Annotated in this window: 12 protein-coding genes; 4 read left to right on the plus strand and 8 right to left on the minus strand. The window is 53.4% G+C overall.

Annotated elements, in window-relative coordinates; genetic code table 11:
* Positions 1–7: 7 nt before the first annotated feature.
* Positions 8–2,557, minus strand: coding sequence for a T9SS type A sorting domain-containing protein (locus ACO08I_RS13760; RefSeq protein ID WP_421949601.1), 2,550 nt, complete (start codon positions 2,555–2,557; stop codon positions 8–10).
* A gap of 85 nt (positions 2,558–2,642) precedes the next feature.
* Positions 2,643–3,512 carry an alpha/beta hydrolase gene (locus tag ACO08I_RS13765; RefSeq protein WP_421949602.1) on the minus strand — a complete coding sequence of 290 codons (870 nt, stop codon included), beginning with the start codon at positions 3,510–3,512 and terminating at the stop codon, positions 2,643–2,645.
* A 227-nt stretch (positions 3,513–3,739) separates the two neighbouring features.
* On the opposite strand from ACO08I_RS13765, the gene ACO08I_RS13770 reads away from it, so the two are divergent.
* The 4 genes from ACO08I_RS13770 (at position 3,740) to ACO08I_RS13785 (ending at position 7,639) form a co-directional block, all read left to right on the plus strand.
* Positions 3,740–4,444, plus strand: coding sequence for an esterase family protein (locus tag ACO08I_RS13770; RefSeq protein ID WP_421949603.1), 705 nt, complete (start codon positions 3,740–3,742; stop codon positions 4,442–4,444).
* A 43-nt stretch (positions 4,445–4,487) separates the two neighbouring features.
* Positions 4,488–5,438 carry an ATP-grasp domain-containing protein gene (locus ACO08I_RS13775; protein ID WP_282778746.1) on the plus strand — a complete coding sequence of 317 codons (951 nt, stop codon included), beginning with the start codon at positions 4,488–4,490 and terminating at the stop codon, positions 5,436–5,438.
* Between the two features lie 80 nt (positions 5,439–5,518).
* Positions 5,519–6,337: a type 1 glutamine amidotransferase gene (locus ACO08I_RS13780; RefSeq protein ID WP_421949604.1), complete on the plus strand. Its 819-nt coding sequence runs from the start codon at positions 5,519–5,521 to the stop codon at positions 6,335–6,337.
* 111 nt (positions 6,338–6,448) lie between these two features.
* Positions 6,449–7,639 carry a hypothetical protein gene (locus tag ACO08I_RS13785; RefSeq protein WP_044217017.1) on the plus strand — a complete coding sequence of 397 codons (1,191 nt, stop codon included), beginning with the start codon at positions 6,449–6,451 and terminating at the stop codon, positions 7,637–7,639.
* Here the strand turns inward: ACO08I_RS13785 and ACO08I_RS13790 are convergent.
* The 6 genes from ACO08I_RS13790 to ACO08I_RS13815 form a co-directional block, all read right to left on the minus strand.
* Positions 7,636–9,198, minus strand: a complete 1,563-nt coding sequence (locus ACO08I_RS13790) for a GH3 auxin-responsive promoter family protein (RefSeq protein WP_282778748.1) — start codon at positions 9,196–9,198, stop codon at positions 7,636–7,638. The genes ACO08I_RS13785 and ACO08I_RS13790 overlap by 4 nt on opposite strands.
* Before the next feature lie 91 nt (positions 9,199–9,289).
* A complete protein-coding gene (uvrA, locus tag ACO08I_RS13795) occupies positions 9,290–12,148 on the minus strand; it encodes an excinuclease ABC subunit UvrA (protein WP_421949605.1) in 2,859 nt (952 codons plus the stop codon).
* A 58-nt stretch (positions 12,149–12,206) separates the two neighbouring features.
* The gene (locus tag ACO08I_RS13800; RefSeq protein WP_421949606.1) at positions 12,207–13,010 is read right to left on the minus strand and encodes an alpha/beta fold hydrolase; all 804 of its coding nucleotides are present in this window, start codon (positions 13,008–13,010) and stop codon (positions 12,207–12,209) included.
* Entirely contained in the window at positions 13,010–14,278 is a 1,269-nt protein-coding gene (locus ACO08I_RS13805; RefSeq protein WP_421949607.1) for a glucose-1-phosphate adenylyltransferase, read from the minus strand. Before ACO08I_RS13805 ends, ACO08I_RS13800 begins: the two co-directional genes overlap by 1 nt.
* 21 nt (positions 14,279–14,299) lie before the next feature.
* A complete protein-coding gene (locus ACO08I_RS13810) occupies positions 14,300–15,733 on the minus strand; it encodes a glycogen synthase (protein WP_421949608.1) in 1,434 nt (477 codons plus the stop codon).
* Positions 15,734–15,882: 149 nt separating this feature from the next.
* Positions 15,883–16,002 carry a 30S ribosomal protein THX gene (locus tag ACO08I_RS13815; RefSeq protein WP_063777922.1) on the minus strand — a complete coding sequence of 40 codons (120 nt, stop codon included), beginning with the start codon at positions 16,000–16,002 and terminating at the stop codon, positions 15,883–15,885.
* Positions 16,003–16,038: the final 36 nt, after the last annotated feature.

Genomic DNA, 16,038 nt, shown 5'->3' on the forward strand with positions numbered 1-16,038 from the left:
GTTTTAGTTATTCAGTGATGACGAGCTTGCGGTGCAGGGACCGGTTCGTCGCCGGGTCATAGACCTTTACTATATACATTCCAGGCCGGAATTCGTTCAGCCCAAACTCACGGACCAGCACCTGATCCAGTACAACCTGACCCAACGGGTTCACGAGCTGCATGCGGTAATCTTCTGGCCAGCGTTCCCCTTCTATACGGATGTAGGCACGCTCCTGAGCCGGATTAGGGTACAGGCGAAGGTCGAAGTCCAGCGCTTCCGCAGAAGAGGTGCCGGAGCTCAGCGGCCGTTCATTGCCCATGACCGGGCGCAGCATTAGAGAACCCGACAGAAAGCCCTCCGGGAAAGGCTGCCAACCTTCATCGTCATTATTGAAAAATAAGGCTGAGCTGCCAGCGGGGGAATTGCGGTCAAAGCCCACCGGTATGCAATCGAGGTAGTCGCAGGGCGATACCTGCTCCCAGCCGATATAAAAATCACCAGCCGGGATAAACACCGCCGTCGGACCGTTATTGCCAAACAGCGGATAGGTGGTGAACGCCTGCAGGCTGTCGTAGTAAGAAGAGGGATAGAATGGCCGTTCGAAGGTCATTCGGATTTCCGGCTCATCGTCAAGCTCGCCCACCCAGACCTGCAAATGGAACTCCTGCCCGGAAACATTGCTGATGATGCGTGGGAAATTGAACTGAACCGCCTGCAGAGAGTCATCGACCGTTGTGGTATATTTCACAGCAACCTGATCGCCCTCCTGCACGACCACACCGTTTTCTGCGGTGCCATCGTCGTAAGCGAAGTAGTTATCAAAAACCGTGGTGGTCACCGCGCGGTTATTGGACGCTACGGATTCGTACCCCTGCCCGTCCTGCTCATTGGTCACATCGGTGAGGTTGTACTCCACCTCAAACTCCAGGCGGGGCTCTGCATCAAAGGCGGTATTGCCGAGGGCATCAATAGCAGCGCTCAGCCCCTCAAATTCCTGGGCGTAACCAATGCTCTCGTTAGCAAAAACTGTACGGCAGCAGGCATCCAGCAAGTTGGACTGCAGGACCTGAATGCCGGTGTTTGCTTCGGTAATCCGCAGCACGCCGGCACCTGCGTTGAGCGCCTGATCATTGTCCAGGTTGAACAGGAATGTGTTGTAGCTTTCCGGCAGAAAGTCAGCTGCGCGGCCATCAAAATGCCTCCAGGGCATGCTTGTGTAGGGAGTGGTGAAGGCAGCGGGCACCCGGGTGAGGGCCACATCAGTGATATTAGACTGGAAAGTCACGAATTCATTGCTCAGCCAAACGTAGTCGAGGTTCCAGATATCATCAATGCCATTGCCGCTGTTGTAGGCAGAAAAACGGAACTGGAAGGCACTATGCTTAAAATTATTCGGCACTTCAAAGGGAAAGAAAAACCCGGCAGGTACAGTATCCAGGTTCATCTCCTCCGGGAAAAACTCATGGATCACCTCCCAGTCGCCACCTTGCTGTTTGAACTCAAGCACCATGTAGTCATCCTCTTCAGGAGACTGCCCCAAGCCTTTTGGCTGCAGCCAGAAAGTGAGGTAGACATTCCCGCTGAGCTGTGTCAGGTCCAGATAGGTGGAGGTAAGGCGGTCGTTTAGCCCCTCTGAATTGTAGGGGCGGCCATTGCGGTCCAACCCATCGAAAGTGGCGACTCCAAGACTGGGCTGATCCGTAGCAAAAGTACGGTTAATGTATACATCTTCATCCAGCCAGAATTCAGTGGGAGGGACGATGGCATCATAGGAAAAGTCATCCAGAAAGGCTTCCTGCCCTGCACTACCGCCCAGCTTCAGCGTATCGTGCTGAATACGGAAGGTAAAGTGGTAAACATCACAAACGGTGAAGGAATCACAAACGGTGATGTCGATTTTATCTTCTCCGGCATAGCGGCTGGCTACGTAGATAAAGCTGCTGTCCGGTGCACTGTAGTTCCTGAAATAGACCAGCTTATCACGCCCCTCATAGTCATCGGGCACATCCGTAATCTTGTTGCAGGCCAGCGGGCCCGGCAGCTGTGAAGCCTGCACATCGAGAGCGATGGATTCTTCTGACTGAAGGGTGATAGGCGCCATATCGTATTCCTGTGCCACCCGCCGCCCCACTACATCAAAGGAGGTGCTGGCGCAACCGTTCGGGTTACAAAATTCGACAATGAAGAGGTATTCCGCCCCAAGCAGGTCATCAGCTCCGGTAATGACCAGGGTTGCCTGCCCATCTTCCACCTGTAGCTCGGCATCGCCAATAGGGTTGCCTTCGCACTCAATGCATTCAAACGCACCGGCCACCTGCCCCAGACCAAAGGTGTCAATATCCACAGACAGCTCTACGGTCTCACTGGCGTCGATATAGGTGATGTCGGTCTCTTCAAGCTGACAGTTTCGGCTACGAAGCGCACTGTTGGCCCGGTCGTAGCCCTTGGGCAGTTGGAGGCCTTCCTGTGCCCGGTAGTGCTCCAGTAGCGCGTTGCCCCCGATGGGTACCAGCTGCTGGGCATTGGCGGAACAGGCAATAAAAAGTATGATGGAAAGGTAGAATAATCGCTGCATGTCTGTCTGTAAGTTAATTCGCCTGCCGCGTTTGAGTGGGCAGTATCGGCACCGGTTGCTCCGGCATATTTTGAAAACGGCAAAGTTATTTATTTGTTGCTCGTTTGGGAAACGCCCATTGCAGGAAATCCGGCATTATTTGACCCCAGGTTTGAGGATTGTGCTCGCCGCCTTTCACTTCAACGTAGCGAATGGCTTTCTTTCGGTCATAACCAACGGTTTCCAAAGCCCTGATCAGGTCCAGCGTATCGTCTATGGCGTCGATAATGCCGTTGTTGTTGCGGTCAGCCTGTTCATCGGCGGTGCCGGCCTGCAGCCAGAAACGGAGCGGTGGGCAGGCGTTGCTTGCTTCCACATAGGTCTGCACGATACGGTCCGCGTCCGGAGCTTCCTCCCGGAATGGCTTAGAACGCCACCACAATGAACCCGAGAACACCCCAATCTGCCCAAAAACCTCCGGATGATGCCAGCCGACATCAAAAGCGGAAAGCCCACCCAGTGAAAAACCGGCTATGGCGTGGGCCTTCGGATCAGTATCAATCCGGTACTGCTGCCTTAGCAGCGGCAGCAGCTCCCGAAGCAAAAACCGGGTATAAGCCCCGGCTTTGCGGCCCCGGTTCATGTAGTCTGCTCTGCCGGCCGTGCCGTATTCCTGCATGCGGTCACCGGCATGTACGGCAACTGCAATAAAATGGCCTACTTTTCCCTTTCGGTATAGCCGCTCCAATACCCTGACGAAGCGGAGCGCTTCGAGGTCCTGCCCATCATTCAGGACAAGCAAGGGGTAGCTACGGCTGGATTCGGCATACCCGGGCGGCAACAATACGCGCACCCTAACCTCCCGCTTCAGCCAGGCAGACCGCAGGCCCGGCAGCTCCTCCACCTCTACTCTGCCCCCATCCGGCGAAAAAAAATGGAAAAATTTCCGAATGGCTTCCCTTTTGAACAACCACATGAATTTCAAGGATTTATTTTGACATCGGCTCCGCAGACGCACAAAAATACCATCAATTAATTCGTGTACGAAGTATTAGGTATTGCAACTATTGCCCTGCTATCTGATAAGCATTTGAACATCAGTAACTTAATACTTTGAAATACCGGAAAAGCCCGTATTTTTGCAGAACTTATTGTCAAAAGTACAATTACTCTGCTTTTCGGAGCGGCATCAAGACGAAAAACGTGAAAGAGACTTATCACAAGTGGTACTCCCAGAGCCTTAACCGGGAGATCGAAATGCTCATCTACGGCCATCAGGGCTATCCGGTCATTTTGTTCCCTTCCAGTCAGGGCCGATATTACGAGGGCAAGGACTTCGGTTTGGTACAGACCGCGCACTGGTACGTAGAGCGGGGCTTTATTCAGATTTTCTGCCCCGACAGCGTGGACGCACTAAGCTGGTACAACAAGGGTATCCATCCGGCAGACCGGGTCAGGAACCATCTCTGGTATGATCAGATGCTCCTTCACGAGCTGGTGCCGAGCATCCGGTGGAATACTGCGGGTGGTAAAGTAGCCGTTGCGGGGGCCAGTTTTGGGGGCTACCATGCGGCCAACTTTGCTTTTAAGCACCCGGAGCTGGTCAGCCACATGTTCTCCATGAGCGGCGCCTTCGACATAAAGATGTTTATGGATGGTTATTACGACGATAATGTCTATTTTAACAACCCGGTAGATTTCCTTCCGGGCAGCAACCATCCGGCGCTCTGGCAGATGAACATCGTCCTGGGCACCTCGGAATGGGATATTTGCCTGGATGCCAATAAGCACCTTTCGCACCTGCTCAACCAAAAAGGCATCAACCACTGGTTGGACATCCGGGGCTGGAAGGAGCACGACTGGCCGCTTTGGCAGGAAATGTTCCCTCATTATTTATCTCTGATTTAGAATATCCTTTTACGCAAGCACTTGTCTAAAAACCATAAACTCCATGAAAAAAATTGGCATTCTCTTCGGTCAGGAACGTTCTTTCCCGCACGCGCTGATCGACCGTATCAACTCCAAAAAGGTGAAAGGGATCCAAGCCGAGCCCGTTCTCATCGATAAAGTGGTACAAGCAGCCCACTCGGGCTACGCGGTGATCATCGACCGGATCTCGCAGGATGTCCCCTTCTACCGGGCTTTCCTGAAAAATGCGGCAGCCAGTGGCACTGCCGTCATCAATAACCCCTTCTGGTGGAGTGCAGACGAGAAGTTTTTCAACAACACCCTGTCTGAGAAAATCGGAGTGCCTGTTCCCAAAACAGTGCTTCTGCCTTCCAAGGACCACCCTGCGGATACTTCTGCAGAGTCCTTTTCCAACCTGGCTTTCCCGTTGGACTGGGAAGGTATTTTTGAGTACGTGGGCTTCCCGGCTTTCATGAAGCCGTTCGCCGGCGGTGGCTGGAAGAATGTGTACAAGCTGGATCATGCTGATGACTTCTTCCGCGCCTACAACGAGACCCATCAGCTGGTGATGATGCTGCAGGAGGCCATCGACTTCAGCGCTTACTTCCGCTGTTACTGCATTGGTGGCAAGCACGTCCGCATCATGCCTTACGAGCCGCGCAATCCGCACCACCTGCGCTACGCTGCGCACTTTGACGTGGGCGAAGAGATGATGAAAACACTGGAAGACTATGTGCTGCGCCTCAATCAGGCACTGGGCTACGATTTCAACACCGTAGAGTTGGCTATCCGTGATGGCGTGCCTTATGCCATCGACTTCTGCAACCCGGCACCGGATGCTGACCTGCACTCGGTTGGGCAGGCCAACTTTGACTGGGTGGTGGAAACCGCTGCCAGCTACGCCATTGAACGGGCACAGGCACAGGTAGACGGGAAGGACAACCTGACCTGGGGCACCTTTATGAAGGGCGCAGTCAACGGTAAAAAACTTTAAATTGGTCAGCTGACGGCAGGTTTTCTTCCCTGGGCTTGCCGTCAAAATCCTTAGCTTTGCCGCTGTAACAAGCAATTAATATGTCTTCATTACGATTAGCGATCCTGGATATGTACGACAACACGCCCAATCAGGGCATGCGCTGCATTCAGGATATCGTGCGCCGCTTTGAGGCGCAATACGAATGGAAAATTTTTGACGTGCGCGGCAAAGCTGAGGTGCCTGGCATGGACTACGATATTTATATTTCCACCGGCGGCCCTGGCAGCCCGTTTGAAGGAGACGGCATCTGGGATGTCCGCTACTTCGACTGGATGCAGCAGGTCTGGGACTGGAATCTGATTCCCGGCAACCGGAAAAAGCATGTCTTTTTCATTTGCCATTCCTTTCAGATGGCCGTGCGGCATTTCGAACTGGCAGAAGTTACGGAGCGCAAGTCGATGTCTTTTGGAACTTTCCGCTGCCACATGACAGATGCAGGAGCGAGCGACCCCAATTTTCAGGGGCTGCCCAATCCTTTTTTCATTGCGGACTTCCGCCACTGGCAATGCATACAGCCAGATGAGGAAAAGCTGGCCGCAATGGGTGCCGACATACTGGCGCTGGAGAAAATCAGGCCTCATGTCCCGCTGGAACGTGCGGTAATGGCTATTCGCTTTTCACCGGAAATCATTGGCACGCAGTTCCACCCGGAAGCCGACCCTGATGGTATGCGGGAGCACTTTATGGACCCGGCCCGGCAAAAAACCGTTGTGGACGAACACGGAGAGGAGAAGTACCTGCGCATGATCAAACACCTTCGGGATTCCGACAAGATCGGGCTGACCCATGAGGTCGTCCTGCCGCTCTTCCTGCACCGTGCTATTAATGCTTTAGAAGAGGCTCCGGCCGCTGTTTGACCAAACGGGTCCGGAGCCATAGCTGTTCCTGCCTTTGGCAGGGGCGGCACACATACACCCTTGTTTGACCGATGCCACTGCGGCCCGCCGCCGGCACAAAACGCTAAACCTATGGTTCCCGATCTGCGGAAACAATTCAACGCAGCGTTCACACCTGAGCGCTATCAGGCTCTGCTCGAATGGGTAGAAAAGCAGTACAACCACCGCCCGCCCTTTCGCATTGCCGAAACACCAGTTTTCATACCGGATGATCTGAAAGCAAAACTCTTTGAAGCCTGCGACCAGATTACGGATGTTATCGTCTCACCCGATTTTGAAGAGCGCTCCCGTAGTGCACTCCTCGCCGGGCAGGAGGTTCCCAATGAAACGCCGCACACCACTTTCTTACAAATGGACTTTGGCATTTGCCAGGAAGCGGATGGGACACTTACCCCTCAGCTTATTGAAGTACAGGGCTTTCCCTCTCTTTACTTTTTCCAGGATTTGGTGGCCCGTGGGTACCGGGAGATTTATGACATACCGGAAGGCTACTCTCACCTCTTTGGCGGACTGACTTCTGAAACGTACCTCGAAAAGCTGCGGCAGGTCATCATTGGCGACCACGATCCGGAGGAGGTCATCCTGCTGGAAGTGGAACCGGACAAACAAGTCACCGGGATCGACTTTATCGCAGCCAAGCACATGATTGGCATTGAGTCCGTTTGTGTATCTGAAGTCAAGGTGGAAGGCAGAAAAGTGTTCTACTTCAAGGAAGGCCGCAAGATACAGGTTCGCCGAATTTTCAACCGCGTCATTTTTGATGAGCTGATCCGCCGCGATGACCTCAAGCGGGAGTTTTACTTTATCCACGAGCATGATGTGGAATATGTAGGCCATCCAAACTGGTTCTTCCGCATCAGCAAGCATACCCTGCCGCTGATTGACAGCCCGTATGTACCCAAATCTTACTTCCTCAACGAGCTGGAGACACTGCCGGAAGACCTGCACAATTATGTGCTCAAGCCTTTATATTCCTTTGCGGGGACGGGTGTCATCATCAACATCAATCAGCATGATGTGGACGCGATCAAAGACCCGGAAAATTACATTCTACAGCGCAAGGTAACTTACGCACCGGTGATAGAAACCCCGGGCGAGCCTTCGAAGTGCGAAATCCGCATGCTGATGCTTTGGGAACGCGGTGCCCCCCGCCCGGTAATGGTCAACAACCTGGCCCGGCTAAGCAAAGGCCTGATGGTCGGTGTACGCTATAACCGGGACAAAGACTGGGTAGGAGGGAGTGTGGGCTTCTTCAAGGTTTAGACCTTATTCCCGAGATAATCGAGAATTTCCTCAACGTATTTGCGGTGATTGGCCAGGCGGGGCACTTTGTGTTGCCCCCCAAACTTTCCTCTGGCACGCATCCAGTCATGAAAAGTGCCCGGAGGCAGGGCATGCAGGCGCAGTTGCTCCAGAGCGAGGCTTTTGGAGCGCTTCGCTTCGTAGTCAGAATTAGCGGCCTGCAAAGCTTCATCCAGCACATAAGCGAACTGAGCTTCGTCAGCGGGTTCCCGCTCAAACTCAACCAGCCATTCATGGCCGCCTTTGCTGTTGCCGTTGAAATAAACCGGAGCTACGGTATACTCTGATACGATCGCCCCCGTACGCCGGCAGGCGGCATCCAGCGCCTGATCCGTATTTTCCACCATCACCTCTTCACCAAAGGCGTTGACAAATTGCTTGGTACGCCCCGTAATCTTGATCCGGTAAGGCTCCGTAGAGGTGAACGTTACGGTATCTCCAGGCGTATAACGCCAGAGCCCGGCATTCGTAGTGACCACCAGAGCGTAGTTCCGGCCAGCCTGTACTTCATGTAGGGGCACCGCCACAGGATTGGGCTTGTCCCACTCTGTCATGGGCAGGAATTCATAGTACACGCCATTATTGAGCAACAGTAACATATCGTCCCGGCTGAAGTCGTCCTGAGCCGCAAAATATCCCTCAGAAGCGTTATAAATTTCCTGGTAGCTAATGTCATCCGATGGGAAAAACGCCTCAAACTGCTTGCGGTAAGGGGTAAAGCTGACCCCACCGTGGACATAACCCTGGAAATTAGGCCATACCTCCAGCATATTGCTTTTCCCGGTAAGCTGCAGAATGCGGCGGAACAGGACCACTGTCCAGGTCGGAACTCCGCCAATCATGACCATATCGGGTTCGTTGGCCCCGATTTGGGCCAGTTTTTCCAGCTTCACCTCCCAGTCGTGCAGCAATGCTGTTTTAAAATCCGGTGTAAAGAACGGGCGCCCCACTGCAGGCATATTCTGAATCATAATGGCAGACACATCGCCATAGGTAGTCTTGGGATAAGGTTCGAAGGGAAAAAGACTGCCCCCCATAATCATACTTTTGCACTCAAACTGACGGGCATCGGGGCGGTTGTGGTAAAAAAGCGCCATTGTGTCCCAGGTGCCGCGGATGTGGCATTTACGCAGATTTTGAGCAGGGACGGGGATGAATTTGCTCCGGTCGCTTGTCGTACCGGAGGACTTGGAGAACCATCGGACCTGACCGCTCCAAAGCACGTCCTTCTCCCCGTACATCATACGTTTGATGAAGGGCTTGAGGTCATCGTAATCATTAACCGGTACCCGGCGGGCAAATTGTGCCGCATCGCGGATATCGCGGTAGCCATATCGCCGCCCCCATTCGGTATGTTTGGTAAACTGCAGCAACTGCTTCAGCAATTGCTCCTGAACCTGATGGGGGTGCTCCATAAAATGCCGAATACCTTTATACCGTTGCTGATAATACCATTTAAAGGCCCGGTTGATCGACTTCCTCATAGAGGCGTTGGTGTTGTTGGCGGTGTATGTGTTCAAATATAAGGATTATGCGGTGCTTTTGCACCAATGCCTGAGTATTAATCCATGCGCGGCCCCTACCCATTGAGAAAAGCTACCTTGCCAGTTGTTAAAGCTCCTGCTTCAGGAACTGCCCGGTGTAGCTGTCTTTTTTCTTCGCAACCTGCTCAGGTGTGCCGGTACAAACCACGGTACCTCCCCTGTGCCCGCCTTCGGGCCCCATATCAATGATGTGGTCGGCCACTTTGATCACATCCATATTGTGCTCGATGATGATCACAGTGTTGCCTTTGTCCACGAGCTTATTGATGACGCGCAGCAGATGCCGGATATCTTCAAAGTGCAGGCCGGTGGTGGGCTCATCCAGAATATAAATGGTGTTGCCCGTGTCGCGTTTGGCCAGCTCTTCTGCAAGCTTTACCCGCTGTGCTTCACCACCCGACAGAGTCGTAGCCTGCTGCCCCAGCGTGATATACCCCAGCCCCACTTCCCTTAGCGTGCGTAGCTTTCGGAAAATGTTGGGCACCGGCTCGAAGAACTCGGCTGCTTCTTCCACCGTCATATTCAGCACATCGTTGATCGACTTGCCTTTGTACAGGACCTCAAGGGTTTCCCGGTTGTAACGGCGTCCCATACAGGTCTCACATTCGACATGTACATCGGGCAAAAAGTTCATTTCAATGACCCGCATTCCGGAACCTTTGCAGGTTTCACAGCGGCCACCCTTCACATTGAAGGAAAAACGCCCCGGTTTGTACCCGCGGATTTTTGACTCCGGCAGTTCGGAAAAGATCTTGCGGATATCTGTAAAAACCCCGGTATAGGTCGCCGGGTTCGAACGGGGTGTCCGCCCAATTGGCGACTGATCGATTTCGATTACTTTATCCAGCTTTTCCAGCCCTTTCACACTTTTGTAAGGCATGGGTGGCTTCAGGCTTTTGTAGAAATGCTGCCGCAAAATTGGGTAAAGCGTTTCGTTGATAAGGGTGGACTTGCCGCTGCCCGACACACCGGTTACGCAGGTCAGGGTGCCCAATGGTATTTTGACATTAACTTTTTTCAGGTTGTTGCCTTCTGCTCCTTTGAGCTCAAAAACTTCTCCGGTGCCTTTACGGCGAACCTTTGGCACTTCGATCTGCCGGGTGTTGTTCAGGTAGTCGGAAGTCAGGGTGTGCCCCTTGATAAATTCTTCCGGGGTGCCCGCCCCGACGAGTTCTCCCCCGTGCTTGCCTGCACCAGGGCCCAAATCAATGACATAGTCTGCAGCCAGCATGATGTCCTTATCGTGCTCCACCACAATGACGGTATTGCCGATGTCAGACAGCTCACGCAGGGCTTCGATCAGTCGTTGGTTGTCGCGTTGGTGAAGGCCGATGCTGGGCTCATCCAAAATGTAGGTGATGCCCGTCAGCTGGGAACCAATTTGAGTAGCAAGGCGGATACGCTGTGCCTCCCCACCGGACAGCGTGCGCGCCGGGCGGTTGAGCGAGAGGTAATCCAGCCCTACGTGCAGCAAAAAGCCGAGGCGCAGGCGTATTTCCTTCAGGATATCCCGGGCGATCAGGGCCTGACGTTCCGACATTTGGGATTCCAGCCCTTCCATCCAGTCACGAAGCATGGTAAGGTCCATTTCTGCCAGTTCGCCAATATGCTTATCACTAACCTTGAAGTGGAGCGATTCCTGCTTCAGGCGATAGCCATTGCAATCCGGGCAGGTGTCAATGGTCATGAACTCTTCTGCCCAGCGCCGGATTTTCTCGGAGCTCGTCTCATCGTACCAGCGCGACAGCATGTTGGCGATGCCCTCCTGCGCCAGATCATACGAATAATCATTGTAGTCATTGACCTTTACCTTGAAGGATTTGTCGCCGCCGTGCAGGATGACTTCCAGGGCTTCCTTGGGGATGTCTTTTACGGGGGTGTTAAAACTGAACTTATATTTTTTGGCAATGGCCCGCAACTGGTTGAAGGTCGTATTTTTTCGGGGCTCACCCAGCGGGGCGATACCGCCCTCGTTGATACTTCGTTCCTCATCCGGAACCACCTTGCCCAAGTCTACCCGGTTAATTTGCCCCAGGCCATTACAGTTGGGGCAGGCGCCGTAGGGAGAGTTGAAGGAAAAGCTGTTGGGCGAGGGCTCTTCGTAGGAAATACCGGCATCGGGGTCCATCAGATTACGGCTGAAGGTCCTGACATTTTCCTTGCCATGTTCCATGATGAAGACCAACCCGTTGCCCGTCTTCAGGGCAGCCTGCAGTGAGGTATTCAGGCGGGCCGCCCGGTCTTCTGAGACTTTGATCCGGTCAATCACCACTTCAATATCATGGACTTTGTAACGGTCTACTTTGAGGCCGGGGACCAGGTCGAGTATTTCGCCATCCACCCGGACTTTAGCGTACCCCTGTTTGCGGGTCTGCTCAAAGAGCTCGCGGTAGTGCCCCTTTCGCCCCCGGACCAGCGGAGCCAGGAGAAGGATTTTCCTGCCGTCGTACTCCCCCATGATCTGCTCCTTCATCTGCTCCTCCGTGTACTTCACCATGCGCTTGCCTGTAGCATAGGAATAAGCCTCGCTTGCCCGGGCGTAGAGCAGCCGCATAAAGTCATAGACTTCCGTGATGGTCCCTACCGTGGAGCGCGGGTTGCGGCCCGTTGTCTTTTGCTCTATGGAAATGACCGGGCTGAGCCCGTTGATTTTTTCCACTTCCGGGCGCTCCATCTCCCCGATAAACTGCCGGGCATAGGAGGTAAAAGTCTCCATGTAACGGCGCTGCCCTTCGGCGTAGATGGTATCAAAAGCCAGGGAAGATTTCCCGCTTCCGCTAATGCCCGTAATGACGACCATTTTGTTGCGTGGAATCTGCAGGTCAATATTCTTGAGATTGTGCTCCCGGGCACCAATCACTTCGATATAATCCTTCTCTTTAATCTGCTCATAAGCGGCTAGCCCGCTTGCTGGATACTCTGTCATAAGGTGTGAGTTGTTCGGCACCCTTGTATAACTGAATGGGAGGCGGTAGTGTTGAGGCTTATCCTGAATTATGCGCACCTTTTGCAGGTTGCCATTGCTGCACCATATCCCAGTGACCGCAGTCCAGCAATTTTAAATGTACCTGAGGCATGCCTTCCAGGGCTGCAGTAAGCTTACGGGCGGGGACCAGAATGTCTTTTTTCCCCAGCCCGACTTCCACTGGACAGTCCGCGCCGGCCAAAATCTGCTGTGCCCGGTTTTTACCGAGCTTAAAGGCCAACAGGCTTTGCCAGGTGCCGAATAACCGACGCCGGGTGGCTTCGGTTGCAAGTTGTGTTTGCAAATACCGGAGCGCAAACCGGTCGATCACACCCCAGTCACGCAGCAGACTAGCCAACTGCAGGAACCGCAAAGGCCGCTTCAACCAACGGGCTGCCCGGTAACGCATCCGTGCTGGTGTATGGTCGATCAGCCCGCCCCAGCTGCTGCCCAATCCATCAGGCGCCAGCAGGTAGAGGCGCTCGGGGCGCAGCTTTAGCTCCGGCAGCAGGCTGATCCAGAGCCGCCCGCCCAGGCTGTGCCCCAGCCCTTCCCAGGGCCGGCCCGCAGTGAGCTTCCGGATAATCTGCATTAAATCACTATGTGAAAAGGTCGGATCTTCCCACTTCGTTTGCCCATGAAAGGGCAGGTCGATGAAATAACAGGTGTACACCGCTTCCGGAAAAGCACGCATCAGGGGCAACAGCACTGAGCCGTCCTGCCCAAAACCATGGAAGGCCAACAGGCACTTTGGGCCATAGCCCAGCTCACGGTAAGCTACCCGCCCGTTCAGCAACTCCAGAAAGCGGACCGTTCCCTGCATTATTTTTCACCTATGACCGTGCCGTCAGGGATGTGGACGCCTTTTTTCAGTACAATGATACCGTCCCGGACCACATAAGTCTCGGTCTCTGTGTCTTCCATATCGGGGCTGCCCTTGATTACCACATTATCACCTACCCGGCAGTTCTTATCCACAATGGCCCGGTGGATGACGCACTCGTTGCCAATCCCCATGGGTTGAATGGCTTTTTCCATCTCATCAAGCGTCTCATAATAGTCATTACCCATTACGATAGCCTCTGAAATTTCAGTGCCTTCACCGATACGCGAGCGGATACCGACCACAGAACGTTCAATCTTCTTGGCATGGATGATACAGCCTTCTGCGATCAGTGCTTTATTGAACCAGGTGCCGTACACCTTGGAAGGTGCCAGCAGTCGGGGCCGGGTGTAGACCAGCTTTTGGTTGTCGAATAGATTGAAGTCGGGGATGTTGTCCGTCAGTGCAATATTGGCTTCAAAGAAGGAGCGGATGGTCCCGATATCGGACCAGTACTCATCAAAAGCGTAGCTTGCCACTTTGTAGCCTCCGGTAATGGCATTAGGAATGATCTCTTTGCCAAAATCAGTTGCATCCGGGTGGTCATCGAAAAGCTTAGCCAGGAATTCGCGTTTGAAGATGTAAATGCCCATGGAAGCCAGGTAGTGCTTCTCCTGAGAAGCATACTCCTGCGGCACCACCGATTTCCAGTCGGGCAAAAGGTCGGGGCCGGGCTTTTCCGTAAAGTCTTCAATGAAGCCCTCGGCGTTGACTTTCATGATGCCAAATGCCGGTGCATCTTTGGCGGTGACAGGAATGGTAGCGATGGTCAGGTCGGCCTCCTGATCGATATGATAGTTGGCTAAAACGCCAAAGTCCATTTGGTAGAGCTGATCGCCCGAGAGCACCAGAACATAATCGTGCTCATGCGCACGCAGGTGGTGCATGGTTTGCCGTACCGCATCAGCCGTCCCCTGAAACCAGTTGCTGCTCGATGGGGTTTGTTCTGCCGCCAGGATGTCTACAAACCCATGGGAGAACATATCGAAGTGATAGGTATTCTTGATATGCTGATTGAGGGAAGCCGAGTTGAATTGGGTGAGTACAAACATACGGCGCACCCCGGAATTCAGGCAGTTGGAAATGGGAATATCGATCAGACGGTACTTACCGGCAATCGGCACAGCGGGCTTGGAGCGCTCACTTGTAAGTGGGTAAAGGCGGGAGCCGGCGCCGCCGCCCAGGATCAGGCTTATCATTCGGATCATAGTGCAAAGTGGTTAGGTGGTTTATATCATTTGTTCATATACTTCCCGGTAATCTGCGGCAGAGCGCTCCCAGGAAAAATCAATTTCGGTAATCCGCTGCCGGATGTCTTCAAACACAGCACGGTTATGGAACAATTCTACGGCCCGGTAGATCGCGATATGGCCATCATCCAGGTTGAAGTGGGTGAATCGGATGCCGCGCCCTTCATTATTCGGTACTCCGATATCAGGCACGGTATCTTTCAGCCCGCCCACCGACCGCACAATGGGTAGGGTGCCGTAGCGCATAGCGTACATTTGGTTCAGCCCACAAGGCTCCACACTGGAAGGCATCATCAGGAAGTCAGAACCAGCATACAACTGATGCGCCAACCCTTCATTATATTCCAGCACCACATCAAAGCGCCCGGGATAGCGATTGGCTAAATGCCGGAAAGCATCGTGTATCCAATGCTGCCCGGTGCCCAGTACGGCAAAGGCGACCTGCATGCCTGACTGCAGCACCCGGTCAATGAGGTCGGGCAGCAAGTCTGCGCCTTTCTCACCCACCAACCGCCCGATAAAGGTGACCAATGGCAACTTCAGGTCAATGCGAAAACGGGGCCCCAGGGCTGCCTTGTTGGACTGCTTGAAGTCTGCGAGGCTTCCGGTCCAGTTGTAAAGCAGGAAGGGGTCTTCTTTTGGCGACCACACCTGAGTATCGATACCATTGATGATGCCCAGGCATTTGTGGCGTTCATGCTGCAACAGGGCTTCCATACCATTGGAGTCTTCCCGCAGCTCTTCCAGGTAGGAAGGCGACACCGTGGTCACCCGCCAGGCGCATTTGATCGCTGTTGCCAGCGGATTAATGGTATGCCGCCAGTCGAGTAAGCCCCGGGCTTCGGCATCAAAAAACGGCAGCAGGTACATTTTGTCCCACCCGTAGTTGCCGTGGTAAGCCCCGTTGTGAATAGTAAAAACGGTAGGAATACGCTGCAGGCTCCGGTACTCCGGGCAATGCTTCACCATAAAAGGGATCAGCCCGGTGTGGTGGTCATGGCAGTGCAGGAGCGCCGGCTTTCCCGGGCTATTGACAATCCACTGCAAAACAGCCTGCTGAAAAGCAAGATACCGCTCCACTTCGTCGCTATAGTTTTGCCCATCCGGATCTGCGTAGACCCCTGCACGGTCAAACAGCCCGGGAATATCCGCAACAAAGAAAGGGAAGCCCAGGCTATCACCTGTAAACTGTTGTATGCTGAATGGGATATGCCAGTTGTGGAGTCTGACTACCCCCTGATACACCGATTGGAACGTCTTGCCCTCAAACCACTTAAGGCGGTATTTGGGAATAACGACACCCGTAGACAAGCCTGCCTCGTTGAGATATTTGGGAAGCGCCCCCACAACATCTCCAAGCCCTCCGGCTTTTGCCGCCGGATAGCACTCTGCGCTGATGTGTAATACCTTCATAGTTGGTTTTCGTTGCCACCCGCATTAACACAATACGGGACGACCGGAATTTAATAAAAATTCCTGCTATGGGAAGCAAAACAGAGTGATGTTTCTGTTAAAAACGAAGCGCGCCTTCCGGGCTGATGCCGAAAGGCGCGTATTGAAGTTTAGCTATTTTTCTGCTTTTCTTCTTTCTTCTTCTTTTCGTCTTCTGGTTTTGGACGGCTGTTGCCGTAGGAACCACTCCAGCGCTTGCCTTTTTTCGTGCGCTTATCACCTTTTCCCATCTTAGTATGAGTTGATGTTAATGAATATCGATTATC

The organism is Phaeodactylibacter xiamenensis, from assembly GCF_965229835.1.
Lineage (GTDB): Bacteria > Bacteroidota > Bacteroidia > Chitinophagales > Saprospiraceae > Phaeodactylibacter > Phaeodactylibacter xiamenensis.